29 protein-coding genes are annotated in these 25,361 nt (G+C 60.4%); 18 read left to right on the top strand and 11 right to left on the bottom strand.

Features of this window, described 5'->3' with window-relative positions:
- Positions 1-256: 256 nt before the first annotated feature.
- The gene (locus Q1A06_RS20080) at positions 257-676 is read left to right on the top strand and encodes a hypothetical protein (RefSeq protein ID WP_299567847.1); all 420 of its coding nucleotides are present in this window, start codon (positions 257-259) and stop codon (positions 674-676) included.
- Between the two features lie 120 nt (positions 677-796).
- Positions 797-1,039, top strand: coding sequence for a hypothetical protein (locus Q1A06_RS20085; protein ID WP_299567849.1), 243 nt, complete (start codon positions 797-799; stop codon positions 1,037-1,039).
- Positions 1,040-1,072: 33 nt separating this feature from the next.
- Here Q1A06_RS20085 and Q1A06_RS20090 read toward each other — a convergent pair whose 3' ends face one another.
- The 5 genes from Q1A06_RS20090 to Q1A06_RS20110 all read right to left on the bottom strand — a co-directional run bounded on the left by Q1A06_RS20090 (position 1,073) and on the right by Q1A06_RS20110 (position 4,320).
- Positions 1,073-1,234, bottom strand: a complete 162-nt coding sequence (locus tag Q1A06_RS20090) for a hypothetical protein (RefSeq protein ID WP_299567851.1) — start codon at positions 1,232-1,234, stop codon at positions 1,073-1,075.
- 193 nt (positions 1,235-1,427) lie between these two features.
- Positions 1,428-1,766 (bottom strand): WGR domain-containing protein, encoded by a 339-nt coding sequence (locus Q1A06_RS20095; RefSeq protein ID WP_299567853.1) that lies wholly within the window; start codon positions 1,764-1,766, stop codon positions 1,428-1,430.
- Positions 1,744-1,935 (bottom strand): hypothetical protein, encoded by a 192-nt coding sequence (locus Q1A06_RS20100; RefSeq protein WP_299567855.1) that lies wholly within the window; start codon positions 1,933-1,935, stop codon positions 1,744-1,746. The genes Q1A06_RS20095 and Q1A06_RS20100 overlap by 23 nt, the downstream gene beginning before the upstream one ends.
- 90 nt (positions 1,936-2,025) lie before the next feature.
- Positions 2,026-3,219 carry a replication initiation protein RepC gene (repC, locus tag Q1A06_RS20105; RefSeq protein WP_299567857.1) on the bottom strand — a complete coding sequence of 398 codons (1,194 nt, stop codon included), beginning with the start codon at positions 3,217-3,219 and terminating at the stop codon, positions 2,026-2,028.
- Positions 3,220-3,540: 321 nt separating this feature from the next.
- Positions 3,541-4,320, bottom strand: a complete 780-nt coding sequence (locus Q1A06_RS20110; RefSeq protein ID WP_299567859.1) for a hypothetical protein — start codon at positions 4,318-4,320, stop codon at positions 3,541-3,543.
- 193 nt (positions 4,321-4,513) lie between these two features.
- Between Q1A06_RS20110 and Q1A06_RS20115 the strand changes: the two genes are divergently transcribed.
- The gene (locus Q1A06_RS20115) at positions 4,514-5,143 is read left to right on the top strand and encodes a recombinase family protein (RefSeq protein WP_299567861.1); all 630 of its coding nucleotides are present in this window, start codon (positions 4,514-4,516) and stop codon (positions 5,141-5,143) included.
- On the opposite strand, the gene Q1A06_RS20120 is transcribed toward Q1A06_RS20115, so the two are convergent.
- Positions 5,140-5,397: a hypothetical protein gene (locus tag Q1A06_RS20120; RefSeq protein WP_299567863.1), complete on the bottom strand. Its 258-nt coding sequence runs from the start codon at positions 5,395-5,397 to the stop codon at positions 5,140-5,142. The two genes, Q1A06_RS20115 and Q1A06_RS20120, sit on opposite strands and share 4 nt — an antisense overlap.
- A 587-nt stretch (positions 5,398-5,984) precedes the next feature.
- Here Q1A06_RS20120 and Q1A06_RS20125 point away from each other — a divergent pair.
- Genes Q1A06_RS20125 through Q1A06_RS20185 form a run of 13 tightly spaced genes read left to right on the top strand, consistent with a single transcriptional unit; the run spans position 5,985 to position 17,078 of the window.
- Positions 5,985-6,578, top strand: coding sequence for a lytic transglycosylase domain-containing protein (locus Q1A06_RS20125; RefSeq protein ID WP_299567864.1), 594 nt, complete (start codon positions 5,985-5,987; stop codon positions 6,576-6,578).
- A gap of 12 nt (positions 6,579-6,590) precedes the next feature.
- Positions 6,591-6,881, top strand: a complete 291-nt coding sequence (locus tag Q1A06_RS20130; RefSeq protein ID WP_299567866.1) for a TrbC/VirB2 family protein — start codon at positions 6,591-6,593, stop codon at positions 6,879-6,881.
- 1 nt (position 6,882) lies between these two features.
- Complete coding sequence (locus Q1A06_RS20135) at positions 6,883-7,161, top strand: VirB3 family type IV secretion system protein (RefSeq protein ID WP_299567868.1); 279 nt, start codon at positions 6,883-6,885, stop codon at positions 7,159-7,161.
- Positions 7,151-9,511, top strand: a complete 2,361-nt coding sequence (locus tag Q1A06_RS20140; RefSeq protein WP_299567870.1) for a type IV secretion system protein B4 — start codon at positions 7,151-7,153, stop codon at positions 9,509-9,511. Before Q1A06_RS20135 ends, Q1A06_RS20140 begins: the two co-directional genes overlap by 11 nt.
- Entirely contained in the window at positions 9,508-9,753 is a 246-nt protein-coding gene (locus tag Q1A06_RS20145) for a hypothetical protein (protein WP_299567872.1), read from the top strand. Before Q1A06_RS20140 ends, Q1A06_RS20145 begins: the two co-directional genes overlap by 4 nt.
- A 1-nt stretch (position 9,754) precedes the next feature.
- Positions 9,755-10,891, top strand: coding sequence for a lytic transglycosylase domain-containing protein (locus Q1A06_RS20150; RefSeq protein ID WP_299567874.1), 1,137 nt, complete (start codon positions 9,755-9,757; stop codon positions 10,889-10,891).
- Positions 10,892-10,903: 12 nt separating this feature from the next.
- Positions 10,904-11,713 carry a type IV secretion system protein gene (locus tag Q1A06_RS20155; protein WP_299567875.1) on the top strand — a complete coding sequence of 270 codons (810 nt, stop codon included), beginning with the start codon at positions 10,904-10,906 and terminating at the stop codon, positions 11,711-11,713.
- A complete protein-coding gene (locus Q1A06_RS20160) occupies positions 11,710-12,366 on the top strand; it encodes a type IV secretion system protein (protein ID WP_299567877.1) in 657 nt (218 codons plus the stop codon). The genes Q1A06_RS20155 and Q1A06_RS20160 overlap by 4 nt, the downstream gene beginning before the upstream one ends.
- A complete protein-coding gene (locus Q1A06_RS20165) occupies positions 12,363-13,046 on the top strand; it encodes a TrbG/VirB9 family P-type conjugative transfer protein (RefSeq protein ID WP_299567879.1) in 684 nt (227 codons plus the stop codon). The genes Q1A06_RS20160 and Q1A06_RS20165 overlap by 4 nt, the downstream gene beginning before the upstream one ends.
- On the top strand, positions 13,043-14,533 hold the full coding sequence (locus Q1A06_RS20170; protein ID WP_299567881.1) for a TrbI/VirB10 family protein: 1,491 nt from the start codon (positions 13,043-13,045) through the stop codon (positions 14,531-14,533). Before Q1A06_RS20165 ends, Q1A06_RS20170 begins: the two co-directional genes overlap by 4 nt.
- Complete coding sequence (locus Q1A06_RS20175; RefSeq protein ID WP_299567883.1) at positions 14,533-15,525, top strand: ATPase, T2SS/T4P/T4SS family; 993 nt, start codon at positions 14,533-14,535, stop codon at positions 15,523-15,525. The genes Q1A06_RS20170 and Q1A06_RS20175 overlap by 1 nt, the downstream gene beginning before the upstream one ends.
- Positions 15,515-15,991, top strand: a complete 477-nt coding sequence (locus tag Q1A06_RS20180; RefSeq protein WP_299567885.1) for a hypothetical protein — start codon at positions 15,515-15,517, stop codon at positions 15,989-15,991. The genes Q1A06_RS20175 and Q1A06_RS20180 overlap by 11 nt, the downstream gene beginning before the upstream one ends.
- Positions 15,992-15,995: 4 nt before the next feature.
- Positions 15,996-17,078, top strand: coding sequence for a type IV secretion system protein (locus tag Q1A06_RS20185; RefSeq protein WP_299567887.1), 1,083 nt, complete (start codon positions 15,996-15,998; stop codon positions 17,076-17,078).
- Positions 17,079-17,114: 36 nt separating this feature from the next.
- Here the strand turns inward: Q1A06_RS20185 and Q1A06_RS20190 are convergent, their stop codons facing one another.
- Genes Q1A06_RS20190 through Q1A06_RS20200 form a run of 3 tightly spaced genes read right to left on the bottom strand, consistent with a single transcriptional unit; the run spans position 17,115 to position 21,782 of the window.
- Positions 17,115-19,118, bottom strand: a complete 2,004-nt coding sequence (locus Q1A06_RS20190; protein WP_299567889.1) for a type IV secretory system conjugative DNA transfer family protein — start codon at positions 19,116-19,118, stop codon at positions 17,115-17,117.
- 5 nt (positions 19,119-19,123) lie between these two features.
- Complete coding sequence (locus Q1A06_RS20195; protein WP_299567891.1) at positions 19,124-21,226, bottom strand: relaxase/mobilization nuclease domain-containing protein; 2,103 nt, start codon at positions 21,224-21,226, stop codon at positions 19,124-19,126.
- Positions 21,219-21,782, bottom strand: coding sequence for a helix-turn-helix domain-containing protein (locus Q1A06_RS20200; RefSeq protein ID WP_299567892.1), 564 nt, complete (start codon positions 21,780-21,782; stop codon positions 21,219-21,221). Before Q1A06_RS20200 ends, Q1A06_RS20195 begins: the two co-directional genes overlap by 8 nt.
- Before the next feature lie 786 nt (positions 21,783-22,568).
- Here Q1A06_RS20200 and Q1A06_RS20205 point away from each other — a divergent pair.
- Positions 22,569-23,294, top strand: coding sequence for a ParA family protein (locus Q1A06_RS20205; RefSeq protein ID WP_299567894.1), 726 nt, complete (start codon positions 22,569-22,571; stop codon positions 23,292-23,294).
- A 10-nt stretch (positions 23,295-23,304) separates the two neighbouring features.
- Positions 23,305-23,589: a hypothetical protein gene (locus Q1A06_RS20210; RefSeq protein ID WP_299567896.1), complete on the top strand. Its 285-nt coding sequence runs from the start codon at positions 23,305-23,307 to the stop codon at positions 23,587-23,589.
- 181 nt (positions 23,590-23,770) lie between these two features.
- Here Q1A06_RS20210 and Q1A06_RS20215 read toward each other — a convergent pair whose 3' ends face one another.
- Together Q1A06_RS20215 and Q1A06_RS20220 are read right to left on the bottom strand one after the other, a co-directional pair.
- On the bottom strand, positions 23,771-24,358 hold the full coding sequence (locus Q1A06_RS20215) for a hypothetical protein (protein WP_299567898.1): 588 nt from the start codon (positions 24,356-24,358) through the stop codon (positions 23,771-23,773).
- On the bottom strand, positions 24,358-25,257 hold the full coding sequence (locus tag Q1A06_RS20220) for a zincin-like metallopeptidase domain-containing protein (RefSeq protein ID WP_299567900.1): 900 nt from the start codon (positions 25,255-25,257) through the stop codon (positions 24,358-24,360). The genes Q1A06_RS20215 and Q1A06_RS20220 overlap by 1 nt, the downstream gene beginning before the upstream one ends.
- Between the last annotated feature and the right edge of the window lie 104 nt (positions 25,258-25,361).

Raw genomic sequence — 25,361 nt, forward strand, 5'->3', positions numbered from 1 at the left:
CCCTGTCCGTCAAAGGCGAAGCGGCGTTCGGCTTGCCCGAACCCCGGAGCCGCCCGCCCCAGCGATCGTCACCCGCATGGGCCGCTCACAAGCCCCAGGACGACCATGATCCAAAGCCAAGCCGAAGGCTCCGTAGGAGACAAGGCGCGGCTATTGGATCAGGGAGGATCGGGGCGCAGGGTGCGGGGCGCAGGCCGCTCGCCGGCCGGAGCCTAGAGCGCGGTGACACGACGCCACTGGCGGCGGGGCAGGGGCCATGCCAAACTATCAAACCAAGAAAACAGTCGAAACCTACAACAAAGGACAATTAGCTATGCGGAATACTCGTAATGGTTCAATCAGCTATGATTTTGACATGGAAGAACTGCGGAAAAACGGACCGTCTTGGAAAGCAGGCGATCATCTTATCATTGAATATCTCGACCTCGCCTGCCTGAACGCTATGGGCGAAGACCCTCAATCCGATGGGGTTGTCAGGTTGTGGCTTGCCGACGATGAATACGGGTCGAATAGAAAGCGACTGATTGACATAAATAGCAGTCTCGAAGACGACGAACGTATAAAGAAGGCGATGCTGAACCTCGCGACCTGGGCTGACGGTTTTATCCTTGCTTCAAACCTCAAAGGGGAACCTATGGGGTATGTAATGAAGGCTCACAGAAAGATTGATAGCTAGTCGCCAGGATAGGGTCTACCGCCCCGGCCTTCGGCCTCCCGCGGGGATATTTACAGAAAGATGAATGGTTGAAGAACCGACTTCAATCGCGATAAAATACCAGGGATAGGAGACTACTGGATGAGCCTACATTGCGGTCACTGCGGATCGGAAGTCACTCAAGGATTCAGGGTTTGTGCTGGTTGCGGTGCGCATTATCGCAGAAACCTCAAGCTGAAAACGCTCGGCGCGACACTGTTCGTTGCTCTCATCGCCGGAGTAGTGATCGAGGAAAGCCTGCTCGGCGGCATCATAGTCCTTTGTATTGCGGGCTTCATTTTATACGACGCGAGCCGGAAAAAATGGTATCGCAACAACGCTTAGCTGTCATAGCGAGACAACGAAAACCCGCCGCCCCTATTCATCCCGGCGGCCGATTTCGAGCGTGATCTTGAGAAATACAAGGTTGATCTCGATCGTGATGCTCAAGTGGATCTTTTGGAGCTGCTTGCGGATGGTTCGTAGCCTGCGCGCCGCAGCTAGGCGAAGGCGGATGGATCGTTTGCGAAGGTAATTCATGGTCGTCTCCTTGGTGAATAAACAGGGCAAGAAGACGCAGCGGAAAAAGGGGCGTGTCCACACGCGCGGAACGCGCCCCGGAGGGCTTGGTGTTGACAGGTTCCTGCGCTGCGTAAGCTGCCCGGATGTTGTTCACGGAGGCGGCCGCACCTTCGGGGCGGTCTAGACAGACAAAGATCAGGCGATTGAAGTGCTACTCGACGTAGCCTCGTGCCTTGCGCTTTGCAGTTATCGCTCGGATGGTGTCGAGAGCTTGGCCCGTGTCGCGGTGAGGGATAAAGCGAACCGTTCCAGGCGCGCCGATCCGCCCCCATTCACAGACAAGATCCACCCCGCCGAACAAGGTCGGCTGGACGGAAAGAACATAGAAGCGGGCCTTGTTGGCGGCTGGATCGACGCATCGCAGGTAAGCACGGTCGGGAAAGAGGTCGAGCTGAGCCGGGCGCACGTCAGGTCTCCGATCTGTGTCGGCGTTGACGCTATCCAGCGTCACCGGCGCGTGGCCATCCCTACCGCCGCGTGACGGCATCATCGAGCCGCGTCATTTCGGCGAGACTGCGGGTCAGCCAGCGCCGCAAGGCCGCAATCTCGGTATCGACGGCGGTGTAATCTTCCGGGCGGCTGTTGAAGCCGAAGTAGAGCTGTTCCAACCGCGCAAGATCGTCTTTCGCTCGCCGAAAATCGGTCGGGGTAAACTGCATCACGGACCAACTCACGGTTGTATAAATGTTGCCACATTCTATACGCTCCGCCGGGCGAAGTAACGGCTTTCTTTAGGCATTTCTCGGCCATCAGACGCCTTTCCAAGTCAGAACGCCGATCAACCCGCCGTCGAGCTGGAACCTTCCCTGCCGGTCCTTGCGGGTCAGATCGCGCAGAAGGCCGCCGGGGTTCCCGGTGGGCGTGGCGGGATGGTCGCGTTTGGCGTCGATGTAGAGCAAGGTAAGCCAGGCTCGGTCGATTCCCATTACTGCCACCGCGTCGTTCCATGCGGTGACGTTGATCCCGAGGGCCGGCAACATGGCTTCGGCCGCCCGGAAAAAGTCGCTGCGGCGGGGTTCAGTGCGCCCTCCTAGCTGTTCGCTGATAGCGTGCTGCATATCAGGCGAAGCCATCTTGAAAAGCCGGTCCGGGGTCAGCCGGTCCAACATTTTAGCCTTGCGCGCTTCGGTTTCCGCTTCACACTTCTTTTCTCCGCAATCGCCGGGGCCGATAGGCTCCGGCGCAGGAATATCAGAGTGCGCGGCCAAGGCCGCGCTCGATTTATCCACGGTTCCGTTACAGATTACAGAAAGGTCTATTAGGTTGTTCTCTTGTATATGGCGCGGGAAGTTTTGTGCCGGTTGACCGGAAGAATCACGCTGTAAATCGTGAATATCATCGACCGCGATACACAGGCGGCGGGCGTCTTCCACATGCGCTTCGAGACTGTCGATGCCCATGCGGGCGAGGGTATCGGCGCGGGGCCATGTGGCGAGCTGGTCGGCGATGTGGTCGAGGGCAGAACCGCCAGCCGGGGCCTCACGAAGCCGCGCCTTGATGTAGCGCAGGCACGAGCTGCGCTCATTGGTCAGGGCTTTGATGCGCTTCCGCTCGATCTGCGCCTGCTCGATCATGTTCAAGAGGTCGGGGAACGCCTCGATGAGCTTCGAGAAAACGATCCCGCAGCCGCCGTGGGGGGATCGCTGGCCGTTCGCCTTCACGCGCCGTTCGATCAGGCCCATGCGCTCAAGCTGGATCTCGGTGCTGTAGAGGGCGCGGCGGGTCTTGCCCAAGGCGCGCGCTGTGGCGTCCTGCTGGCCGAAATAGACAGGCTCGCGCGTGGGGTCGGTCCAGTCGTCGGGCCGGGTGCGCTTCATCATGTGCAGAAGGGCGTGAAGGGTCGAGCCGCGCAGCCCGATCAGGGATGCGGCGTCCAGTAGCGTCTGTTCGACGGAAAATCGCTTGAAGCCTTGGGGCAGGACGGGGTGCGTCGTGGTGGTCATGGTTCTTGTCCTCGATGTGGTGAGTGGGACAAGGCGGCGCGGGGCAAGATTTCCCTGTTCGCACAGGTGCGTTTTTCGCTTGCCAGTGATGTTGGGGGGGTGGTAGAACCAGTCCAAGTTATCGGTAGTGGACCCTTCGGAACGCCAATTCCTAGGTTCTAAAAGCCCCCCCTCGCTAGGTTGCCGCCTTGCGGGGGGTTTTCATTTGTATGGGGTGCTGCTCACTCCCTCGGTTGATTCTTCTAAGTGTTGGCAACAGGCATACACAGTCTGGATGCCTGTCGCAATTATTGTGGTGCGACCGGGGCCGTGGCCCCACGTCTAGTAGTTGACCTGCTCGAAGCCGTAGTTGCCCTCGTAGTCGCGCCAGTCCACGAAAACGGAGCGGTGCCAGACGCGCGGGCAGTTTTCGCCCCAACGTGAAAGACCCGTATGAGCTGCTGGAAGCTGGCCGGGATCAGAACCGCCATGCCATGAGAACTCACCCTGCGGGCCGTAGCGACCGATCCGCATCGAGAATGAGCGGCGACATTCCTCGTCGCCTTCACGTCCCGCCTCGCGCTGGTGGGCGCCGGTGACGTTGTAGACGCGGATTGAGCGCACGAAGTCGAAGGCTGGATCAGAAATATCAATGTCCGCCCCGGTCTCGGCGCTCTGCGCGAGCTGCAAGGCGAAGCCTTCGGGGAGCGTTCGCGCAGCCCCGTCGCTGTTGCGGACAACGGCGGGCTGCGGAACGAGCGCGTCCCGTGAGTGGTCCTGGAAAGGTGCGCTCGGGAAGGATTGCTGCGGCGCGTCGTCCAGATCGAGCAGGATTTCGTAGATCCGGTCGGCGGTCAGGGTGTCGGGATCGACGGTGTAGGCAACGCCCATCGGGCAACGCCAGATTTGCAGCGGGGGTTCGATCGGCCAGGGCGTGATGCGCCGGATGAACTCTGCGCGGGCGCGGGCGCATGGCTCGGATGCGGGCCAGCCGCCGGAGAGGCACAGCAGGATCGCGCAGTCGATCTGGTAGCCTTGGGCCTTGGCGGGGGTCGGAGTGGATACGAAAGCGGCGATGGCGGCTGTCGCGGCTATTGCGGTGGTCTGTAGGAAGTGCCTCATGGTTGGGCCTCGCGGTTCTTATAAGACAGGGCGAACCCTATAAAGCGGGTTTAGTGCCGTTGAGCCGCGCTTTGCAAGGAAAATCGGGTGGAACCGTTGCGCCAAGTGATCCAAACTGACATATGATTAAACGGATCGGGGCCGTGGTCATGTAATTACTGGCCTTTTCCGGTCGCTTGGCGAGGGGGTCTGAATGGTGCAACGTGTTGCTATCTATGCGCGGGTTTCGACCGGGCATCAAGACACAGACCGTCAAGTCGCCGAATTGACTGCTCTGGCCGATCGGTCGGGCTACCGGGTGGTGGACACTTTCACCGAAACGGCGAGCGGTCGCCGGGACACGCGGCCGGAACGTAAGAAGATCATGGCGCTGGCGCAGCGTCGAGAGATCGACGCCGTTCTGGTGACGGAGCTGTCCCGCTGGGGGCGGTCCACGACCGACCTTCTTTCGACGCTCAAGGAGCTGGCGGGCAAGGGCGTCTCCGTGAAGGCGCTCAACAAGTCCGAGTTCGATCTGACCACGGCGACGGGCCGCGCGATGGTCGGCGTCCTGGCGGTAATCTCGGAGTTCGAGTCCGATCTTCTGCAAGAGCGTGTTCTGTCCGGGCTTGAACGCGCGAAGGCCAACGGCAAGGTTCTCGGGCGGAAGAAAGGCGATGCGCCGAAGGTGAAGCTCTACAAGTCGCGCGTTCTCAAGTTGCGCGCGGAGGGTCGTAGCTTCCGCTGGATCGCCAAGGAGTTGCAGATCGACCCAAAGACTGTCGCCAAGATCGTTCACGCTTACGGCGAGGAGCGATTGGTTTCGGCCCGGTCAGCGGCCTAGTTCGCCTTTATCACTGCCTGAAAACGCCCGTAGTCTTGACTTACCTGTCGGGCTTCCTCAAAAGCCCGCGCACGTTCTTCGTCTAGGCACCGGAAGTATGCCTGAATGTCGTTGATGTAGTATTCAAAATCCTGGCGGATGATCTCGGCGAACTCGATCATCTCTGCCTCTCCCGCTGGCAGGAACGGTCGCGGCGGGGACAGGCAGGTCTCGCCCTGCGCCGTGGTGGCCGCAAAGGTTATAAGTATAAACATGCCAGCGTGAAGTCCGCGCATAGGGTGTGATCCATCAATAATCTTGGCGTTCTCAGCAGCCTAAGCTAGAAACCGGCGACGCGCCGCTTTTTTGCAGATTATCGTATCTTATAGCTTGCGGCAACTCTTATAAACTCGTAGAACGTAGGCACCCGAGAAGGGTGCCGCGGTCCCCGTCTGGCGAAGGTAGGATTCCGTGGTTTCAGAACCCGATAAAGAAAAACCGAATGTGGTATCAGAAACACAACTCTACGAATTGGTCCAGCGCGGGTTTCACGTTGAAGTTGTCGCGGCTAAGGACGCAACAAAAGTTAGCTCTGTCTGGTATGGGCTATGGTTCGTCCGGGTCGTCAGCGAAGACCGTTCGTTCGAGAAATTACTTACGTCAGCCAGAAGCACCAATGTGGGAGGCCCAGACCGGAGAGAGTTCAAGACCGCCAATGGCCTCATATCATTCCTGCACCGGAACGGGTTCACGACCAGTTCTGTGCCGCTCTATGAAGGCGGGCGGGAAACTCACATCCTGTCGCCGTAGCCTTTCCCTTCGCCCGCTGCACACGCTGCGCGGATGCGTATTCCCCTTCCTTATGATAGTAGCAACAGCCGCAAGCGCGGATGTTCTCGTCGTCGGAGACGGCGGCTTTGTGAACTATGAACAGGGAAGCAGCCTTGTGGTTTTCGGCCCTGAGCCGCGTGAACCCGAAGTCGTTCTTTCGACCAGTGGAGGGGCGGTCGCAGCCCCTCGCGTTCTCGTTCCGCGCGGCGACATTCTGGATGCCATTCATCAGACAGGTTTCCGATACGCGGCGGATCGCGCGATCGCCGACGCGGGACTGTCCGCAAGCGAATGGGTGACGCTTTTCCGATCGAATATTCAGATTGAAAGCGCGTTCAATCCGAACGCGCGGTCGCATGTGGGCGCAATCGGCCTCGGTCAGCTTATGCCGGGAACGGCGCGCGACCTGGGGGTGGACCCGCATAACATGCACCAGAACCTAGATGGATCGGCTCGCTACCTTTTAGCGATGCTTCGCCAATTCGGCACCCGCGAACTTGCTCTTGCAGCATACAACGCAGGACCGGATGCAGTCGAACGGCACGGGGGCATCCCGCCGTATCGAGAAACACAGGGTCACGTCCGGAAGGTGATGGCTGTGTTTAATCAAACCTTGGGCAACTAGGAGAAGTTGACAATGAATAGACACCTAATCGCGATGGCCGCGATTGCGACCCTGCTTTGGTCGCAACCGGCCCTCGCGCAAGACATCGACTTGAGCGCGGTCGATTCCCTTTTGCAGTCGATCCTCGACGCCCTGACAGGCACGACCGGACGGACGGTTATGACCATCGTGGCCGTGTTCGTTCTGCTCGGCGGGGCCTTCAACTTCATTGATTGGGCGCGCGTCTTCACGCTGCTGATTATCATCGTGATTATCGGCGTGATCCCGACCGTGATCCAGTCGATCTGGGGAGCGACGACCTAAGATGATGGAACGGACCCCCTTCTACATTGCGCTGACGCAATCCTCGAAACTGTTCGGCTTACCCTATGGTTTCGCGTTGCCGTTCATGGGGGGGACCGTTCTGCCCCTTATCTGGTCCGTAAGCGTGGTCACTATCGTTTGGTGTATTCTCGTTTACGGCCTTTGCCGCTGGGCGGCGGAAAAGGACGAGAAAGTGGTAGATGTGCTTCTGACGGGTTCGCGTGTGGCCCCCGGCACCAGAACCCGCAAGATGTTCGGTGGTGACAGCTATGGCGCTTAATCTATCGGCTGTCGCCGCGAATATCGTCGCCCAGCGGAACCTGCTGAAGAACGGGTTCATGCACGTTCCCTATGTCACGCTGGTCAATGACCGGACGGTCCGGCTGCGGGACAACTCATTCATGTCCTGCATCCGGGTCGAGGGCCTGAACGCAGCGACGACGCCTGACAGCGAGCTGGACAGCTTGAAGAACGCCTTCGCGGCCGTTCTCGCGCAGATGGGGCGAAACTTCACTGTCTATACGCACAAGATCAGCCGCAAGGTCGATCTGTCCGAAGACCTCGAACCCCTCAAGAACAATGACTTCTCTGCGGCGGTGGATCAGCGGTGGCGGAAAGGTCTCGCGGACGGCGAGCTGCGCGACAGTCGCCTGACGATTTCGATTGTCCGAACCGGACGCCTCAAGAAAACGGCGGGCCTGTTTCAGCGCGCAAGCGGCCTTATCGAAGGCGCGGGCGACGCAAAGGATCTCGAACTTCTGGACGAAGTGGTCCGGTTCATGCGGTCCTCTATCGGCGGCGATACAACCCGCGTCCTCACGGCGTCGTCGGGTGAGCTTCTTGGCTTTCTCGGATCGGTGCAGACCGCCGATGAACGTCCGATCTACCCAAGCGGCGCGCTGACGGTCGTGGCCGACGATGTGCTGTCGGATCGCGTCACTTTCACGAAAGACGGGTTCGAGCTGACGGATGGTCCGCTCGGGGATCGGTATGGGCAAATCCGCGCCCTGAAAACCTACCCGCCGCAATCCTGGGTGACGATCTTCGATGATTTCGCCCTGCCATGCGACTACGTGATTTCGCAAAGTTTCTCGCCGATGGGCAACAACGCGGCTGCCGACCTGATCGAGCGCAAGCGGAAGATCATGGCATCCACGGCTGATGTGCGGGCAAACGCAAGCGAGGCGCTGGCTGCTCTGCATGAACGGGTGCTGGTCCAGGACGTGTCCCTCGGCAACCACCAACTGTCGATTTCGATTGTCGATCGCAGCGAGGCGCGCGTCCGGGACATTATGTCGGAACTGGAAGGTGTCGCCACTAACACCGGCGCGCGGCTGGTGAAGGACAGCTTCGTCAAGCGGGCGCACTACTTCGCGCAATTCCCCGGCAACATGGCCGCGCGGTCGCGCCTGAATGTCATCACCAACGTCCATTTCGCCGACTATGCGTCCCTGCACCGAACCCCTCTCGGCAAGAGCGGTAGCGAAGTCCCGTGGAAAACGCCGGTGTCGGTCTTCCCGACCGCGCATGGATCGTCCTATCGGTTCAGCTTCCATCGGCGCGGATCGGGACAGGGCGAGCCGCCAGCGGGCCATACGCTTGTCCTGGGCGAGACGGGTTCGGGCAAGACGGTCCTCGCCTCGTTCCTTCTGACGCAGGCGCGGCGCACGGACACGCGGATCTTCGTCTTCGACTATCGGCGCGGTCTCGAAATGGTCACGCGGGCGATGGGCGGCACATATTCGACTATCGAAAGCGGGATGCCCACGGGCCTCAACCCGCTTTGGGTCGAAACCGACGAGGAAGGCACGGCCTGGCTGACTGACTGGCTGGCGAATATCCTGTCGCCTCACGAGGAACTGACCTCGTTGCAAACGCGCGCGATTCTCGAAAATGTGCGGCGCAACGCGGGTGCCGCCCCGTCGCTTCGCAAGTGGGACACGTTCGCAAAACAATTCGCTTCGACCGACGACGATGGGCATGTGCAGGCGCGCGTGGCCGAATGGGCGAAGGGCGGTCGGTTCGGCTGGGTGTTCGGGGAGACGTTGGAAGATACGTTCTCACTCGACGGGAACGTGGTCGGCTTCGACCTGACCCAAATCCTCGACGCGCAATCGGATCGGGAACGCACGGCGGTCCTTAGCTACATCTTCCGCCGGATCGAGCGGCAGATGCGCGACCGGACCCGCACGATCGTCCTGATTGACGAAGCGTGGAAGGCCATCGACAACCCGTATTTCGCCACGGTGATCGAAGGCTGGCTCGCGACCCTGCGGAAACAGAACGCGGTCGTGGTCATGCTGACCCAGAACGCTTCGCAGCTTGCCCGCTCGAAAGTCGGTGATCGCGTCTTTTCGTTCTTCCCGACGCAAATCCTGTTCCCGGACGGGAAGTCCTCATACGAGGACTACGAGGCTTTGCGCCTGAACGCGGCTGAACTCGATATTGTCACGTCGCGGTCGGCGGGACGGAACTTCCTGCTGCGGGACGATGAAAACTCGCTGGTCCTGAACGGCGATATGTCGCCCCTCGGCGACTACCTGCACATCCTCGGTGGCGGCAAAGCCGGCCTTTCGGTCGTCGGCTCCGATTTCCGTGAAACCCCCGACTTTTGGAGAAAAGCGAAATGATGAAACCTCTCGTCCTGACCATCGGTCTTTTGAGCATCGCGGGCTGCACCACGATGGCGCAGCGCGAAGCGCGGTGCCAGTGCTTCAACAGCGACGGAACCGCGAGCGGGTCGTGCGACTTCGAGCGGCTGCCGGGGCAACCGGCGGTCTTTTCGTTCATGGCGACCGCGCCCGTTTCGTCCTCCCCGGCGCAATCCTCCGCCGCGCTGGAAAGCCTTCGCGGGGAACTGTGTGGTGGCTAGGGTGAACGGGTTCTCGAAGCGCCTGCTGGGCGCGGCGCTGGTGGCCGGTCTTCTTGGATCGACCGCCTTGGCGCAAGGCGTTCCAGTGATCGACGGACAGAACCTTGCGGAACGCCTGCGCGGGTATCTTCATCTGGAAACGGATGAAGATACGCAGCGCGAAAAGGCAGACAACCGGGCCGAAATCCGGGAGTTCGAGAACGAACAGATTGCCAGTCTGGATCGCATGATCGCGGCCTTTAGCTCGGTCTCGACGTATCAGACCACCTTCATGGGCGGCAATTCTGACATGGGCGGGGTGCAGGAGGTTTATGGGCCTCTGGCGAACCCGGCAGGACGCTTTGTGTTCGGTGACGCCCGCGAGAACATCGAAGAAATCATCATTCGCGGATCGCAGGACACGTATGGCCTGCCGGGGGTGGCGGCGGCGGGGCTGTCGCCCCTGCAATGGCGCTGTCTGATGCAGGCCCTTATCTGGCAGGAAAGCCGCTTTCAGGTTGGGGCCAGATCGCCAGCGGCTGCGTTTGGCCTCACCCAGATCATACCCGGCACAGCACAGGACTTGGGCATTTATCCCGAATACTACACCGATCCCTATATCCAGGTCGTCGGCGGCGCTCGGTATCTTGCCGCGCAGCTTCAACGCTTTGATGGCAACATCATTTTCGCTCTGGGGGCCTACAACGCCGGTCCCGGTCGGATCATCGAATACGGTGGCGTTCCGCCCTTCGCGGAAACCCAACACTACGTCCAGGTGATCCCGGAAAAATATAACAGCTACCTGCGAACAATCGGCGGCGTTGAAGCGCAAGGCACGATTGATCCTGCACTCTATGCAGCGTCCGGTGCAAGCCTCCTGTCCTCGGGGTCGCTTCACTACGCCGAATACTCGATGAACAACGCGCAACAGGCGCTGATCCGGGTCCGCAATCTGGTCGCCCAAATCAGAAGCACGACCGACCCGAAGGACGCCTACGACTTGAACACGATGGTGCGTGCCGAGCTGATTTTGATCCTGAACGCGAGGATCGAGACGAAGGCCGCACGAACCCAAGCCGAATACGCACAGAACGCAGCGCAACTGGCGCGGCAACGGGAAGCAATGGCCTTCCTCGATTTTACACAACCAGACCTCTGATCGGAGACCGTGATGAAAATGAAGAACCTTCTTGGCACCGTATTTACCACGGCAACTCTGGTGGCACTGCCTCTGGCGTCGGGGCTTTCGATCACGCCCGCTTATGCCCAGGGCGTTCCCGTGATCGACAGCCGAAACCTGCTGCAACAGTTGCAGACCTTCGAGCAGCTTCTTGTCGATATGGGTTTGCAGGAAGAACAGATTTCCAAGCTGATCGAACAGATCGAGCTATTGGAGGAACACCTGACGAAGCTGGAAGAGATCGAGGATCTTTTGAGCGACCCAACAGCGGTTCTCGAACTCGCGCTTGGTGAAGACCTCGACGGTATCCTCGAAGGTGAGTTCGATGCCGATATGGTCGGAACGCTGATCCGGGGTGCGCGGGGAGATTGGTCAGGTCTGCAAGGCGGTGGCGCAGATGTGTTCCGGGAAAAGATCACGGCTGCGCTGGAAGGGGGTGGCACGTCGCAGGATGAAGTGACGGCAATGGCGAACTCCGGTGTCACGGAAGCGGAGCGAAACGCGACGGCGACAACCACGGGTGCCGCGACTTCGGCGGCGGCGGAAGTCGCTTATGAGGAAGCCGCGCAGTCGGTGGAGAGGGTCGGGGTTCTCATGGCGGAAATGCCGAACATGGAAAGCCTCAAGGAGTCGGTCGATCACAACACTCGCGTCACGGCCGAGCTGGCGATCGCGATGGCTGCGATGTGGCAGCTTGAATCCGTCCAGACAATGAATGTCGGCATGACCGGCGTTCTCGACGCCGCCACCTTGGCCGACATTGAGAAGTTCACCGACTTCACGCAGCCGGACTTTGAATGATGGCTGATGATCCCAAGAACGTCCTTGAGGCGGAAATCATCTACGGCGCGATGCAGCGTGAGAAGATCTGGAAAATCGCGTTCGCCGGGATGGCCGTAACCGCTGCGGTCGCGGTCTTCGCGTCGGCGGCGGTGATGGTCTGGCACAAGCCGCCTGCGCCTATTGTCGTTCCGTTCGATCCGACAACCGGAATGGCGGTCCCGAACGCCTCCGTCGAAGCTGTTACGCTCGATGAACGCGCGGCGGTCGTGCAGGCGCTCGTCTATCAGTATGTGACCGACCGCGAGACCTACAACCAGATCGACAATGACCTTCGTATCAACCGCGCTCTTGCGCGGACGAAGGGCACCGCGCGTCGGGGCCTGGTCGAGCTGTGGGATTCCAGCAGCGAACGGTATCTGCCGGATCGCTATGGAGACCGGACACAGGTGGACGTGGTTGTAACGGGCATCACGCTTCTGGATGAAGATCGTGTGCAGGTCCGCATGAGAAAGCGGCTGACCAACCCGGACGGGTCGAACACCGGCAATTTCACCGCCGTGATCGGCTACGACTTCGAGGCAGAAGAACAAGCCACACTGGAAGCCGTCTGGCGGAACCCTCTGGGGTTCGTCGTAACGGACTATGAGCTTTATCAGGACAGGAGGGGATGATGCGTTCTGGAATACTCTGCGGTGCGCTGATTGCCTGTCTGGGATCAGCCGCCTTCGCCGAAGCCACACCGCCGCGCGGCTCTCACGACAATCGCGTCCGCGTCACTCGCCACGTCGATGGTCAGGTCTATGCCATCAACGTGACGCTGACCCGGGCCACTACGGTCGAGTTCGAGGAAGGGGAAAGGATCGTGTCGATTGTGGCGGGCGATACCGCGGCCTTCCAGTTTCAGTCGATACCGGGGGATCGCGTCTTCGCGATCAAGCCGACCGCTCGGGGCGTCCAGACCAACGTGACGGTCTATACCGACCGCCGGAGCTATTACTTCACCGTCAGGGAAAACTCATCCCCGTTCTATGTGGTTCGTTTCAGCTATCCTGAACGGACGCGCCAGCAGGCGGGAACCGCGCCTGTTCGGACAGCCCAGAACACGAACTACGGGGTGAGCGCCCGGAACGAGATTACGCCTATCGCTATCTGGGACGACGGCGCGTTCACCTACTTCCGGTTCCGTGAAAATGCGCCCATCCCGGCGGTGTTCAAGGTCACGAACGGCAGGGAACGAAGCGTAAACTCGCAAATCGTTGAAGGGCGCACCGTGAGGGTGAGCGGCACGTCGCGTCAATGGGCGCTTCGGTTGGGCGAACAAGAAATCTGTATAGCGGAGCTGTTCCAATGAGCGACGAAAATAGCGATCTGCGGAGCAGAATGGCGGAAATCGAAGGTCAGGTTGCATCTTCGAGCCGAAGGGGATCAACGGGTAGGACGCTGGGGATTGCAGCGGCGGCGCTGGTGCTGGGCGTCGGCGGCTATGCGATCTACGATGCCGTCTCCGAACCGGGTGAACCGGGGGTCACGATCCCGTCGAGCGGGGTGCAGGAGTTTCCCGAAGACAGGTCGGCCGATGAAAGCCTGACCATGCCCCAACCTCCGGACCCGATCGTGGTCGAGCGTCCGGTCGTCACGACACAGACCGACAGCGCCACCCTGGCGCGACTGGCCGACCTCGAAGCCGATCTCGCCGCCGCGCGCGCCTTGGCGGCAGAGCGGGAAAACGAGACGGAAGCGGAAAGGGAGTTGCGCGAGGAATTGGAACGCGAACGCGATCGGTTCGCCGCCGACATTGCCGCCCTTCGTAGCACCGCCGAGAACGACCAGGATCGCGCCCGCGAAACCACGGAACAACTGCAAGCATCCATCGCTGCCTTGCGCCAGCAGATAGCGGACAATCAGCGTGAGCTGTCCGCCGCGCAGACCAGGGCGCAGCAAGAGCTTCTGGAACAGGCCGAGGACTATCAGCAGCAGCTTCGTGAAGCCCGCGCGGTGGACCCCTTGGAACAGGAGCGGATTCGACTGGAAACGCTACGACTTCAAGAGGAAGCAGAACAACAGCGGCTTCAAGCGCAGCGCGAAGCAGATGATCGTGCGCGGCTGGAAGCTCTGCGCGCCGAACGCGCGGCGGCGGAACAGGCCCGTGCGGAGTCCGGCCTGATCGCGGTGAACAACGGTGGTGCGGAGGAAGCCGGCGCTGCGGAAGGCCGCGAGCTTAGCGCGAACGAGTCCTTCGTTCGGCGCGGCGTCGATCCGGTGCCGGTCTCTCGGGCACAGCAAATCACCGCGCCCCAAGCTACGATCCCGCAAGGCACGATCATTCAGGCGTCCTTGGAAACGGCGGTGGATAGCACGTTGCCTGGCCCCATTCGTGGCGTGGTTTCCGAAGACGTTCACAGCCTAGACGGGTCGGCGGTCCTCATTCCGGCCGGATCGAAGGTTTTCGGCGAATACAGCAGCGGCATCCAGCTTGGCCAGAAACGGATACTCGTTGTGTGGACGCGGGTTCTGACACCCAGCAACCGTTCGATCGGTATCGCATCCTATGGTGCGGACCAGCTTGGACGGAGCGGCACGGGCGGCACGGTCGATACACGGTTCGCCACCCGGTTCGGCGGCGCTGCCGCAATCTCGATCATCGGAGCCGCGCCGGAAATCGCCGCAAGCCAATCGGATAGCGGCGATACAGCGGTGATCGCGGAAAGAGTTGGCGAGGATTTGAGTTCGGCAACAGACAGCGCGATCGGGGCCTACATCAACATCCCACCCACGATTTACGTCCGGCAGGGAACGTCCGTGTCGATCATCGTTGATCGCGATCTGGAGATCTTCTGATGATGGACAGCTACGTCGATAAGGCGTTCGGCCAGCTTCGGAACCTTCTGAACGACGACCTTGTGGAAATCTGCGTGAACCCTGACGGTCAGGTTTGGTTCGAGAACCGTGGCGACGCTTCGATGCAGCTTTCGGCTATCAAGCTGACGGAGGAAGAAGTCAGGGACGCGGGGATGCAGATCGCCGCCGAAGGGAACATCCGGCTCTCGGAAAAGCACCCTGTCGGAAGTGTCTCGATCGACTATCGCGACTGGCTGGTTCGCGCGCAGATGGTGCAGCATCCGGTTGTGCGGGGCGGCGATGCGCTGTCGATGCGCTTCTTCAAAGCCGACACGGAAATGTTCGAGCCCGCCTACCTCGGCGATGGGCCGGAAAGCGCGAGCGCCATGCGCCGCGAGCTGACGAACCGTGTTTGGGGCCTTGCCGAAGGCAACCTGACCGAAGCCCTGACGATGTGCGTGAAGGAAAAGTTGAACCTCGTGGTGAGTGGCGGCACCAGTTCAGGCAAGACGACTGTAGCCCGATGGCTGGTGGCGCAGGTCGATCACAGCGAACGCATCCTGACGATCGAGGACGTGCCGGACCTAATGCCCCGTCAGCCCAACAAGGTGATGATGGTTTCGAACCGTCTCGATCCTGTTCGCAGCCCGGACGTGCTGCTGCAATCATCGCTGCGGATGCGTCCCGACCGGATCATCCTGTCGGAAGTCACGGGGTCGGACGCCTACACGTTCCTCAAGGCGATCAACACGGGGCATGGCGGGTCGATCACGACGATCCACGCCGAGACGGCCGAGCTGGCAATCGAGCGCATGGCGCAGACGGCGTTGGAGGCGGATGGGAAAATGACCTATCAAGACATGATTTCGTATGTGGTGCGCTCCATCGACGTTATCGTTCATGTAGGAAAGCGGGACGGCAAGCGCGGTGTGCTAGAGGTATTCCTGCCGAGCCGGTATGATGGAAAAGGGGAAACCGCCGATGAAAGCTGACATTCTCCTACGGGCCGTCGCGGTCGCCGCACTCGTGCTGACAGCCAACACAGCACTCTCGGAAGATATTGCCCCTGTGTCCGAAGGGGCCGGGGCAGAAGACGGCTATGTCGATCCCGGCCTGAAAACACGCGGGCGGTGTAAGGATCATCCTGGCCGTCCACGATGGATGATGGAACATCCAATCGAGTTCATGTGGCGGGCGGAGCTGGCGAGCGAATTTCGCAGCGTTCAGCGGGCCGAAGCCGTTTCCGAAGCCGGAACGTGCGATTGCGATATGCTCTACCCGGACTGGAACGTCTATCGCGCCGAGATCGAGGCGATGTGGAACGAAGTCAGCACGGAATCGAAGTGGGATTGGGACGACGAAACCCGCGAAAGGTTCAATGCCACCCGCGACAGGATGAACGACTATAGCCGACCGCTCCTGCCAATGGTCACAAGACTATGCAGCGGTTTGGAGTAGGGTAATGGGTTTCATCGAAAGAACCTACACCAGCACAATGGCGCTGCTGGACTCATTGGGCCAGACGCAGTTCGAGGCGGTCGCCTCTCAAATCGGCACCACCGCGCAGATATTGTCCGCGCTGGTGGTAGTGCTGGTTCTGTTCAACATGGCATTACAAATCCGCCCGATGGAAGCCGGAACTTCAGTCTGGCTGATCTTCAAGCTGGTTCTGGTTGCTTTGTTCATGCAGAGCTGGACCGACTTCAACGGGGTATTCAATGCCATAGAGACAGGGTTTGAAGCGGTCGGCAACGCGCTGCTTGCGGGGGGCCTGGGCGACGGCGAAACTGAAACGAGCTTCCCGCAGGAACTCGATAACCTGTCGCTGGAAATGGGCCAATATGCGAACGTGACCGCCGGTCGGATGAATATTCTGGGAAGCGTGATTAACGGGCTGATGTTCATGGCCATCGCGGTCTTCGGCGCTCTCGCAACGCTGGCGATGGTAGCGTCCAGGGTCGTTCTCGCCGTTCTGGTCGGCCTCGCACCACTTGCCATCCTCGCCACACTCACCACCGTCACGAAGTCCTATTTTGACACATGGTTGAGCGGAGTAATCAAAGTTCTGATGTATCCTCTCATTCTTATCGGGATCTTCGCGACGATCCTCGGGATGGGAAACGCGACTATCTCTGGCATCGACCCCGATGATGTTTCGGCGATCGGGCAGGTAACTCCAATTCTGACCGTCCTTGTGCTCGCGTGCTTCCTCGTTCTTCTTAGCCCGCTGATCGTCACGCTGGTGGCAGGCGACTTCGCACTTGGGGCTGTCACGGCCTTGGCCAGCGGGGCGCTGAAAAGAGCGGGTGGCTCGATGGCGCGAGGGGCTGGCGGAGCGGCGCGCGGCGCGATGGGTATGGACCCCGCGCAACCCCGATCAGCGGCTGAACGCGGTGCGGCGATTGGATCGGGAGCGCGCAATGTCGCCAGCGACACGGCAGGATTCCTGAAAAACCCGGTGGCGAACACCCGCGAGGGTGTGAACCTGCGGGCCGCGCAAATCAACCGGGCGGCGGAACGGGTGACGCGGCTCCGGCGGAAATAGAAAAGGGGGCCTTGGCCCCCTTCCCCTCGTTCTGGATCAAGCTGCCTCGGGCGGCTTTTTGCTCTCACTGCCTTTGTCCTTTGGCGCGCCCCCGACTTCCATGTCGCCCAAATCGAGCTGGGCCTGCCCCTTCAACGTCACGCGCGCGCGCTTACCCTTCTTATCGGGACGTGCATCGACCGATGGTTCTGCCTTCGCGTCTTTGATCTTTTGTATTTCGTCCAGAAGATCGAGCGATGATGCGACGTAGGCAGCGACCGTTTTCAGGTCGTCGGTCGTGAGCTGCTTGACCGGCGGCAGTGCCAATGCCGGGTCGGCCGAGCGTTCGACACCGCCCGATGCGGAACCCGGCCCCGATTGCGGCGACTTCGCTGCGCGGCGCTCAAGGTTGTCGATGCGCGACTGTAACAGCGAGTCGGTGACAGCATCCCATCCTAGCTTCTCCTGCTTCTTGAGGATCTTCTTGAATCGCCGATCCTTCCAGTGGACGATCGCCTTGACCTTTACCGGCTGCTTGCCGTTCACGATGATAATGCTCACATCTTCGGGCAGGCGACGAGCATCGTCCTCGGTCAGAAGCGGCTTCTCGTCAGTGCGCTCGGTGAACGTAGCGCGCTGCCCCAGCCCTGCCTGACGCGACCGGGTAACGGTGCGCTTCGTTGTCATGCCGACCGCGTTCGACAGGTCTTCGATGGTCATTTCCTCCGATGGCGTCATGTAGAGCTTCAAGCCCGCGCCACCCTGAATGGAAAGCCGTTCCTCGTAGGAATAGATCGCGTCGAGCTTCGGGATGGTCTGCGTGATGATGGCGATCCGGCCATTGAAGCCCCGGATCGTGGTCATGGCCTCCGCTACCTCGGACATTTTGCCCAGCCTGTGAAACTCGTCGAGGATCAGCATGGCGTGATACGGCTCGTCCTTGCCCGGTTTGCGCGCCTGGATGGTCGAGACGAGTTCGTTGAAAAAGAGCCGCACAAGGCCGGCCAAGGGTTTGAGGTCGCCGTCTGACACGATGAAGTAGATCGAAGTCTTCTCGCGCCGTATGTCCTCGAAGCTGAAATCGCTGGCCGAAGTCATGTCGTCAACGTGCGGGTTGGACCAAAGGTCGAACCCGGCGTTGTTCATCACCGACATATAGGATGAAAGCGTGCGCTGCTCCAACTTGGCGAGCGACGCCAGTTCGCGCTGCAACGATGGTTCCTGAACGGTCTGGGAAAGGACTTTCAAGTGCTTTTGCAGGTTATCCTCGCCCTCGGACAAGACGCGATAGATGCCGCCCAGGGTGAAGTCGCGCCGCTCGTGGGCAACGCCGCCAATCACACAGAAAAGCTGTATCGCGCCGTTCAACCACTCCCCTGCCCCATCGGCTTGAAGGAACAGCGTGGCGATCTTGCGTAGCTCGAAGTTAATCTGTCCGTAGGTCGGCAGTTTGCCGATCCGGTCGAGCGGGTTGTATCGGTGCGACGGCTGACCGAATTGGACGGGCGCAAACTTGTAAACCTTGTTGCCCATCTTCGACCGCCACCGGGCCGTGGTCTCGTAGTTCTCGCCCTTAATGTCGAGCGTGACCGTCGATCCCTCGAAGGTCAGAAGGTTCGGATAGACGAAACCGACACCCTTACCGGCCCCGGTCGGGGCGACGATCAGACAGTTGGGATACTTGTCGGACGTGACGAAGCGACCGGGCAAACTCGGCCGGGTCGTCTTGGCGAGGACGAAACCCTTGCCCGGCTTGCCCAACAGCTTGTTCCGGCGCATCTGGGCCAGCGACTGCCACTTCGACTTCCCCTGCTGGGTCAACGCTTCGGACGCGAAGTGCGCCCCGAACGCGAAACCGCCGATCGCGCAGAACAGGAAAATCAGCCAGACATGCGTGAACAGGTCAGGGTCGCGCCACTGTAGATCGAGGCCGTCCCTGACCAGATAGCCGTAGCCGATGGCGCCGGGCAGATTGTAGTCCACCCAGACGGTTGCGAAAATGTAGGCAAGCATCAGCCCGCCCATTGCGAAGAACAGCCCTGCGGCGAGTTGACGTTGCATGATGCCTACCTCTCGTTCTCGTAGGGATTGTTCCGATCCGCCTCGAACGTGTCTTTGAGGTAGTCGCGGCTGTCGGACATGAGGCGTTCGGTCTCGTCCGACATTTCAAAGCCGGTGCTGCGGTTGTTCATTTCAGCCTGCATCAAGAGCTGGCGGCTGAACACCTTGTCGTCGGTGATGTGGTCGATGGCGCTTAGATCGCCCCTGCGGAAGCGGTCATACTGCGCGTCCGTGGTATTTTCCTTGAGAAGCCGAATGACTTCCTGATGTTCCTCGGCGCTGTTGGTCAGCATGTAGTCGTCACCGCTACGCGCCTTGAGGTCGGCGAAACGATCCAACTCGGCCGCGGCTTCTTCTGGTGCCATGCGTTCGCGCTCGGCCTCGGGCAGATAGCCTTCGGGCGGACGAACAATGTCAGTTGACTTATCCCATAGGGCCGACGCGAAAACGGCGTGATTTCGCGATTGCTGCGCGAACTCGGCGAAACGTGTCCGTGCCGCTTCGACCTGTTCACGTCCACTGTTGCGGGCCGAAGCATCGTCTGCATATCCGTAGTTGAAGTCGGTGCGGCTGAACTGGTTTTCGAGACTGGCGCGCTCTGCCGCCGTAACCGTGGGCCGCCCGTTCGCGTCGAGATAGTCCGGCTCGAACTGCGGGATGGGTCGAATGTCGTAGTGCGCTTGAAGATCCTCGCGGATTTCCTGATAGGCGTTCGCCAACTCCGAGATTGCCTGCTGACGCTGAACCGGATCGGAAAGGCTAAGGTCGGACGCCTTGGCGACCTGCCGCAAATCGTCCTGCATCCACATCTGTTCGAGATAGAGGTTCCCTGCCCCGGCTTGCAGTCGAGCTGTGATCGCCTGGGCGTCCAGCCCGGTGCCTTGGGTGTATTCCTCGATCCGTTCCGCCGCGCGCGACCACGTAGCTTCGTCGCCCTCGGCTTGGTGCATGTAGATCGACTTGCCACTCGGGTCTTCGTGCAAACCCTTGGCGTAAGCGGCATCGGGATTGAGCGCCGTGAACGCGGCCATGTTCGCCGTGAGCTGCTTTTCGTAGGGAACGCGGTCGGTGGCGTCCTTCGTCCGAAGAACCTCTTGTGACTTCGCAAGCGCGTCGTTCAAGAGTGACGAATATTGATCGAACTTTTCCAATTCATCGGCGCTAAGTGCTGGCATTTCGTAGTCTCCTTTTGTGGACATTAGCATGTTCGCTACATCGGTATAAGCGCGCTCAAGGCGCTGGCAGTCGGCGTTCGCCGCGATCACGGCCATTGCCTCGTAGCCGATCCTGGCAAGGCTGATCTGCTCCTGTGCATACTCCAAATCCGCACCTGTGCGGGGCCGTTGCTGGGGTGCGCGGCCTTCCCGGCTTGCGTTCCATTGCTCCGTCTGGGTCGGCTGCCGATCTGTGATGCCGCGCTCGAACCGCGAGGTCGGATCGAGCATGATCCCACGCCGCTCCGCATGAACCGCCATTGCCTCTCGGAAACCCTCGTAGCTGTGGTCCGTGCCGCGCCGCATGTTGAAAAGGCTGTTGTCGCTGCCCCGTCGGTTCAAGACGATATGCGCGTGGGGGTGGTGTTCCTGATCGTCATGGATGGCGGCAACGTATTTATAGCGAACGTCCCCGCTCTCGAACTTCTCGTTGCAAACGTCCCGGACGATCCCGGCCACGTCCTTGATCGAGGTTCCGTTCGGAAAGCTAAGGATCATATGCGAGGTCTGGCCGTTCCTGGTCTTCGCCCACCAGTTATCGGATAGGCTATCGACCAGCCGGTTGATCTGCCGACCGTTCGGCTCGTCGTGCGGCATGACGATCCCGCTGGGGTCGATTACCTCGGCCACCTTGTCGTCCCGGAAAATGTAGTCGAGCTGACCCTTCAACCCGCTTCGGCTGTCCACGCCTCCGGTGCGGACCAGCTTGAAGATCGCCTGACCGTGCCGCGCACCCACACGGCTCATGCGGCTGATCGAAGGCCCGCTGCCGTTGGAAAAACGGCCCCCGCGCGACCCCGGACGCAAACCGCGCAGCGAGCCACCCGATTTGGGCGGGTCACGGTCGAGCAACCGGCCCATGACCTGCTCGATGGCGGAATAGCCCCTACTCATCGTCGGCGTCCTGGGGGATGGGCGCGGATACCCGCTCGTGCAACGTCACGGCCTTTACCTGCGTGTTCCGAAGCATGGACCCGACGACCCGCTTGATCTTCTCGACCTCATCGTTCGCCTGCCGTATCCGCTCGATCTGCGCGGCGGAAGGGTTGGCCTCGCCGGTGCGCTTGACCGACACCGACAGGTCTTTTGCGATCTGGTTGAAGTTCCCCCCGAGGGCGGTCAGGTGCCGCAACGCCTCCGCCAGAAACTCTTCCTCGCCGGGGTTCGGATCATAGAATCCGCTCACGGCCCGCGTCATTTTTCGCAACAAGGCTGACCGGCTGGGCGCAACCTTCGCCCGAACGAGTCGGTCCAGACCCGCCTTTTCGTGTTCCGTGACTTTCGTTCCGATAGAAACGTAGCCCGCACGATCGCCAATGATCGCGCCCTGGCCGCTCCTGATGCGATAAACCGTCGATGGCGCAACGCCGAGCTGGCGCGCGATCTGCGCGGCCGGAACGCCTTGCGACAGCAGGGTTCGGATGCGGTTTCGACGTTCAAAAGGCTTCACACATGGCTCCAAAATGCAATTTTGGTTAACATTGCACATATCCTGCAACTCAAATACTACCCCTTGCCCCCCACTTTGACAATCCTCCGACGCCGCAGGTGTCGGATAAAAGGATTGGGGGGCAAGATACGGGTAGTGTTTGGCAATTTTCTTCCCGGAGATCGGCAGATCGAAGGGCGTCATACCGCTTAACCGCAGCCTGCTTGCAGGCTCCAATGCCTCGCAGCGCCCCGGAGAGGCCCGCCAGAGGCGCGAGTCGCCGCCTCCGCTACCCTGCACCCCAAAAAGACGGGAACCGCCCCAGCGGCGCGGAAAACGGCCTCAATAAAATCCTTGCCCATGTCCTGGCGGGACTGTCGCTATGATAACTCGCAATATGAAAACCTCGCGCCCTCGCAACCCCGCGCCGTTGCAACCTCGCGCCCTCGTAACCCCGCGCCTTCGCGACCTCGCGACCGCGCAACCAGACAAGCCACCAACATCGCTACCACGCGACTACAACAACTCGCGATTTTGCGACCTAGCAATCTCGAAGCCTTGCGACCACGCGACCCTGCGACCTCACTACTTTACGATGCAGCCGGATCGCGACCACGCGACATTACAAATGTGCGGTGTGGCTATGTGGCGACGTAGCCACTTGACGACACAACAATCTTGCAAGATAACGCAATGGCGAGGTCACAGGGTCGCGACACCGGCAGGACGCCAGTATCCGAGCTGACAAGACAATTCTGATGCCGTCGTGCCGCTCTGTGACAACCCGAAAATGATACAGGCAAAAAAATGGGCATATTGATAGTTTTCGCCAGTCTGAAAGGCGGAGTCGGCAAATCCACTCACGCCGCCGCCTTGACCGCCGGTCTTCTGGATCGCGGTCATACCGTAAGAGCGATCGAAACCGACCCCCAAGGCAGTTTCGGGGCGTGGGCCGATGAAACCGCCGCACACCACGAATCCCTAGACTCCATTTTCATGGACCCCAAGGAAGCGGATTTCGAGTCAACGAACGAACAGATCGTCCAGCTTTGCGACGGCCCGGACTTCATTGTTCTCGACACTCCGGGCAACGCGAACAGGATGACAATGCCCGCGCTTTACTCGGCCGATCTGGTTCTAGCACCGTTTTCCCTCACCGAATGGGACATAGAGGGGTTCAACCGAACGAAAGAGACATATCAAAAAGTGTTCGAGGCCATGAACGAGGAAACCCCTGACAGCTTCGTCGGACTGTATGTCGGAACGGTTCGGTTCATCAGCAACGCCGAACGCGAGAAGCTGGAAAACCTCTCCGAAACCGCTTTCATCCGAAAAGGGCTGACGCACAGCCCCCATATCTCGAATTGGGTCGAAGCGTGTCGAACGCCCGCGCAGTTGGACGAAGGCATCCTGCCAGTGGAGGGATCACGGCCGATCAGCAACGCAGCCCGCAACAAGGCCAAAAACGCGATATACGAATATACATCAAAGATTGCAGAGGTGTTCGATGCCGAGAATGAACCCAAAGGGTAAGGACCGTCAGGTGGCCGACTCTCTTGAAGGCTTTAGCCCTCAATCAGCCGGAGGCGATGCCCCCTCGACCGGACAAGCCGAAAACCCGAAACCTCGAAGTGACGAAACCGCCGCCATTCGCTTCACATTGCAGCTTCGGGGCGAAGCCGCCGCCAACGTCAACGATCACGTCGCAAAAATAAACCGGATTGCTAACCGGGAGGTTCTAACCGCTTCCGCCGTAGTTCGCGATTTTGTCAAAGAAAACCCGGAAGCCATCATCGAGTGGCTTCAATCACAAAGCGGCGGCAAGTAATTCTGGCCGAAGGCCAGCCCGCCCGGAGGGCGGGGCAGGGGGGCGGATCATCGGTCGATGATCCGCCCCCCTGTCAACTTGAAGCCGGTCGCCTCGCCATGCCGTCCCGCCAGCCTGAACCCGAACCGCCAGACGTGACACGGGGCCGCTGATGCGGCCCCGTGCGGTAGTGTGGGCATGGTCAGACTTTGACCCATGCGCGCTGCATGAACCTGCTGATCCGGCAAGCGGCTCCCGTTTTCTGGCATAGAAAGTGGGTGGTGGCCCGTCGCGCTCCGGCGAACCGCTCCCGCTGGACGGTGAAGGTATCCCGCGCGATCCCGTCGCTAAACTCCAACGGCTCGGCAAGCCTGATCGTGTCGCCGTGGGCGATCTTGCGCGCGGCAAGGGCTGCGGACGCCTTGCACCGCGCGCGCCATGCGAGGGCATATTCCTTCGTCGTCGGCGATAGAAGGTCGAGCAATTTCTGCGGGGCCTGTGCCTCGTGCGGCCCCATACTTTCCTCCATGTCTTTGTAGCACCATTCGCCATTGTCGCGCCGCGTCAGGATCACGGCCGCGAACACATACCGCCCGAGCGCATCGGCCTCGTATCCGTAGGGGTCGGCGTCCTTCGTCTTGGCCGTGACCTCCACGGCCAGATACCAGACCGATCCCTTGCGGGTGGTGAGGACGGGCCGCATGGCCCGTTCTTCGTTCTCGAACGTCACAAGCCGCTCGATCTCGGCGCGCTCGTCGCGGGGCGGGGTATAGTGGCAGGTCCAGCCCATTACGCTGCCTCCGCCTGCTCTGCGGCCTCGGACGCGGCCAGGATGAAGTCAACCGCCTTCTGCGCCTCGGACGCGGCCTTGAAAATCAGCCCTTTGTCGTCCTTCAACGCCTTCAACCAACCTTCAATGTAGGCCGCGCTTTGGTCGAATTGCGGGATCACGCCAAGGTGAAGGCACAACAGGCAGTTGCCGATTTCCGCCACCAGTTCCTCGAAGGCGTATGCCTCGCGGTTCTGAAACTTCTTGATCCGGTCAAGGCGCTTCTCGGCCCCGGTCCAGTGGCAAAGCTCGTGGGCAAGGGTGCCGTAGTAGCCGCTCGCCTCGTGAAAGGTCGCGATGGGCGGCATGTGGATCTGGTCGGTGGCGGGGCGGTAGTAGGCGCTGGCCTCGTCACTGCTGATAATGTCGGCGCCGGTCGCGGTGAAAAAGGCGTCCAGTTCCGGGTTCGCCTCCGTGCCAAGGTCGCGCGCCGGTTCAGGGGTGATATAGTATTCGGCGGGCAGGTTCTCGATCTGGTCGGCGTTGAACACGTTGTTCGTCTTGGCGTAGGGGATGCGGGTCTTGCCGTCGCCTTCGCCCTTGTCCTCGCTCTGCTCGGCCTCCTTCTCGAACGTGCCATAGAAAACGCTGCGGGCGCATTTCTCGCCCTTCCTGACCATGCCGCCAAGCTCCATCGCCTGCTTGAAAGTCATCCAGTGCGCCGAATTGTAGCCGCGTTCATGGGCGGTCGCCCACAACATCAGAATGTTGATCCCGCGATAGGCTTCGCCATTGTGGCGCAAGGGCAGGGCCGCGCCTCCTGCGCCGCCGGTCCACGGCTTGCGCCACGGCGGGGTTCCGGCCTCGATCTGCGCGATGATCGTATCCGTGACGTGCTGGTGAATGTCGAGTTTTGCCATGATTTCGGTCCTTTGTGGTGGTGGCGTGGGGTGCTTTGGTGCGCCCCTTTCGCCCCTCCTTTTTACCTTGTTTATATGGCCCGGCCCAGCTTTTTATTGCCGTT

It is taken from the genome of uncultured Sulfitobacter sp. (genome assembly GCF_947497275.1).
Lineage (GTDB): Bacteria > Pseudomonadota > Alphaproteobacteria > Rhodobacterales > Rhodobacteraceae > Sulfitobacter.

Excerpts from the sequence above, each read along its gene's own strand:
- Q1A06_RS20080 (WP_299567847.1), top strand. The coding sequence starts at position 257 with ATGCCAAACTATCAAACCAAGAAAACAGTCGAAACCTACAACAAAGGA.
- Q1A06_RS20085 (WP_299567849.1), top strand. The coding sequence starts at position 797 with ATGAGCCTACATTGCGGTCACTGCGGATCGGAAGTCACTCAAGGATTC.
- Q1A06_RS20090 (WP_299567851.1), bottom strand. The coding sequence starts at position 1,234 with ATGAATTACCTTCGCAAACGATCCATCCGCCTTCGCCTAGCTGCGGCG.
- Q1A06_RS20095 (WP_299567853.1), bottom strand. The coding sequence starts at position 1,766 with ATGATGCCGTCACGCGGCGGTAGGGATGGCCACGCGCCGGTGACGCTG.
- Q1A06_RS20100 (WP_299567855.1), bottom strand. The coding sequence starts at position 1,935 with ATGCAGTTTACCCCGACCGATTTTCGGCGAGCGAAAGACGATCTTGCG.
- repC (WP_299567857.1), bottom strand. The coding sequence starts at position 3,219 with ATGACCACCACGACGCACCCCGTCCTGCCCCAAGGCTTCAAGCGATTT.
- Q1A06_RS20110 (WP_299567859.1), bottom strand. The coding sequence starts at position 4,320 with ATGAGGCACTTCCTACAGACCACCGCAATAGCCGCGACAGCCGCCATC.
- Q1A06_RS20115 (WP_299567861.1), top strand. The coding sequence starts at position 4,514 with ATGGTGCAACGTGTTGCTATCTATGCGCGGGTTTCGACCGGGCATCAA.
- Q1A06_RS20120 (WP_299567863.1), bottom strand. The coding sequence starts at position 5,397 with ATGTTTATACTTATAACCTTTGCGGCCACCACGGCGCAGGGCGAGACC.
- Q1A06_RS20125 (WP_299567864.1), top strand. The coding sequence starts at position 5,985 with ATGATAGTAGCAACAGCCGCAAGCGCGGATGTTCTCGTCGTCGGAGAC.
- Q1A06_RS20130 (WP_299567866.1), top strand. The coding sequence starts at position 6,591 with ATGAATAGACACCTAATCGCGATGGCCGCGATTGCGACCCTGCTTTGG.
- Q1A06_RS20135 (WP_299567868.1), top strand. The coding sequence starts at position 6,883 with ATGATGGAACGGACCCCCTTCTACATTGCGCTGACGCAATCCTCGAAA.
- Q1A06_RS20140 (WP_299567870.1), top strand. The coding sequence starts at position 7,151 with ATGGCGCTTAATCTATCGGCTGTCGCCGCGAATATCGTCGCCCAGCGG.
- Q1A06_RS20145 (WP_299567872.1), top strand. The coding sequence starts at position 9,508 with ATGATGAAACCTCTCGTCCTGACCATCGGTCTTTTGAGCATCGCGGGC.
- Q1A06_RS20155 (WP_299567875.1), top strand. The coding sequence starts at position 10,904 with ATGAAAATGAAGAACCTTCTTGGCACCGTATTTACCACGGCAACTCTG.
- Q1A06_RS20160 (WP_299567877.1), top strand. The coding sequence starts at position 11,710 with ATGATGGCTGATGATCCCAAGAACGTCCTTGAGGCGGAAATCATCTAC.
- Q1A06_RS20165 (WP_299567879.1), top strand. The coding sequence starts at position 12,363 with ATGATGCGTTCTGGAATACTCTGCGGTGCGCTGATTGCCTGTCTGGGA.
- Q1A06_RS20170 (WP_299567881.1), top strand. The coding sequence starts at position 13,043 with ATGAGCGACGAAAATAGCGATCTGCGGAGCAGAATGGCGGAAATCGAA.
- Q1A06_RS20175 (WP_299567883.1), top strand. The coding sequence starts at position 14,533 with ATGATGGACAGCTACGTCGATAAGGCGTTCGGCCAGCTTCGGAACCTT.
- Q1A06_RS20180 (WP_299567885.1), top strand. The coding sequence starts at position 15,515 with ATGAAAGCTGACATTCTCCTACGGGCCGTCGCGGTCGCCGCACTCGTG.
- Q1A06_RS20185 (WP_299567887.1), top strand. The coding sequence starts at position 15,996 with ATGGGTTTCATCGAAAGAACCTACACCAGCACAATGGCGCTGCTGGAC.
- Q1A06_RS20190 (WP_299567889.1), bottom strand. The coding sequence starts at position 19,118 with ATGCAACGTCAACTCGCCGCAGGGCTGTTCTTCGCAATGGGCGGGCTG.
- Q1A06_RS20195 (WP_299567891.1), bottom strand. The coding sequence starts at position 21,226 with ATGAGTAGGGGCTATTCCGCCATCGAGCAGGTCATGGGCCGGTTGCTC.
- Q1A06_RS20205 (WP_299567894.1), top strand. The coding sequence starts at position 22,569 with ATGGGCATATTGATAGTTTTCGCCAGTCTGAAAGGCGGAGTCGGCAAA.
- Q1A06_RS20215 (WP_299567898.1), bottom strand. The coding sequence starts at position 24,358 with ATGGGCTGGACCTGCCACTATACCCCGCCCCGCGACGAGCGCGCCGAG.
- Q1A06_RS20220 (WP_299567900.1), bottom strand. The coding sequence starts at position 25,257 with ATGGCAAAACTCGACATTCACCAGCACGTCACGGATACGATCATCGCG.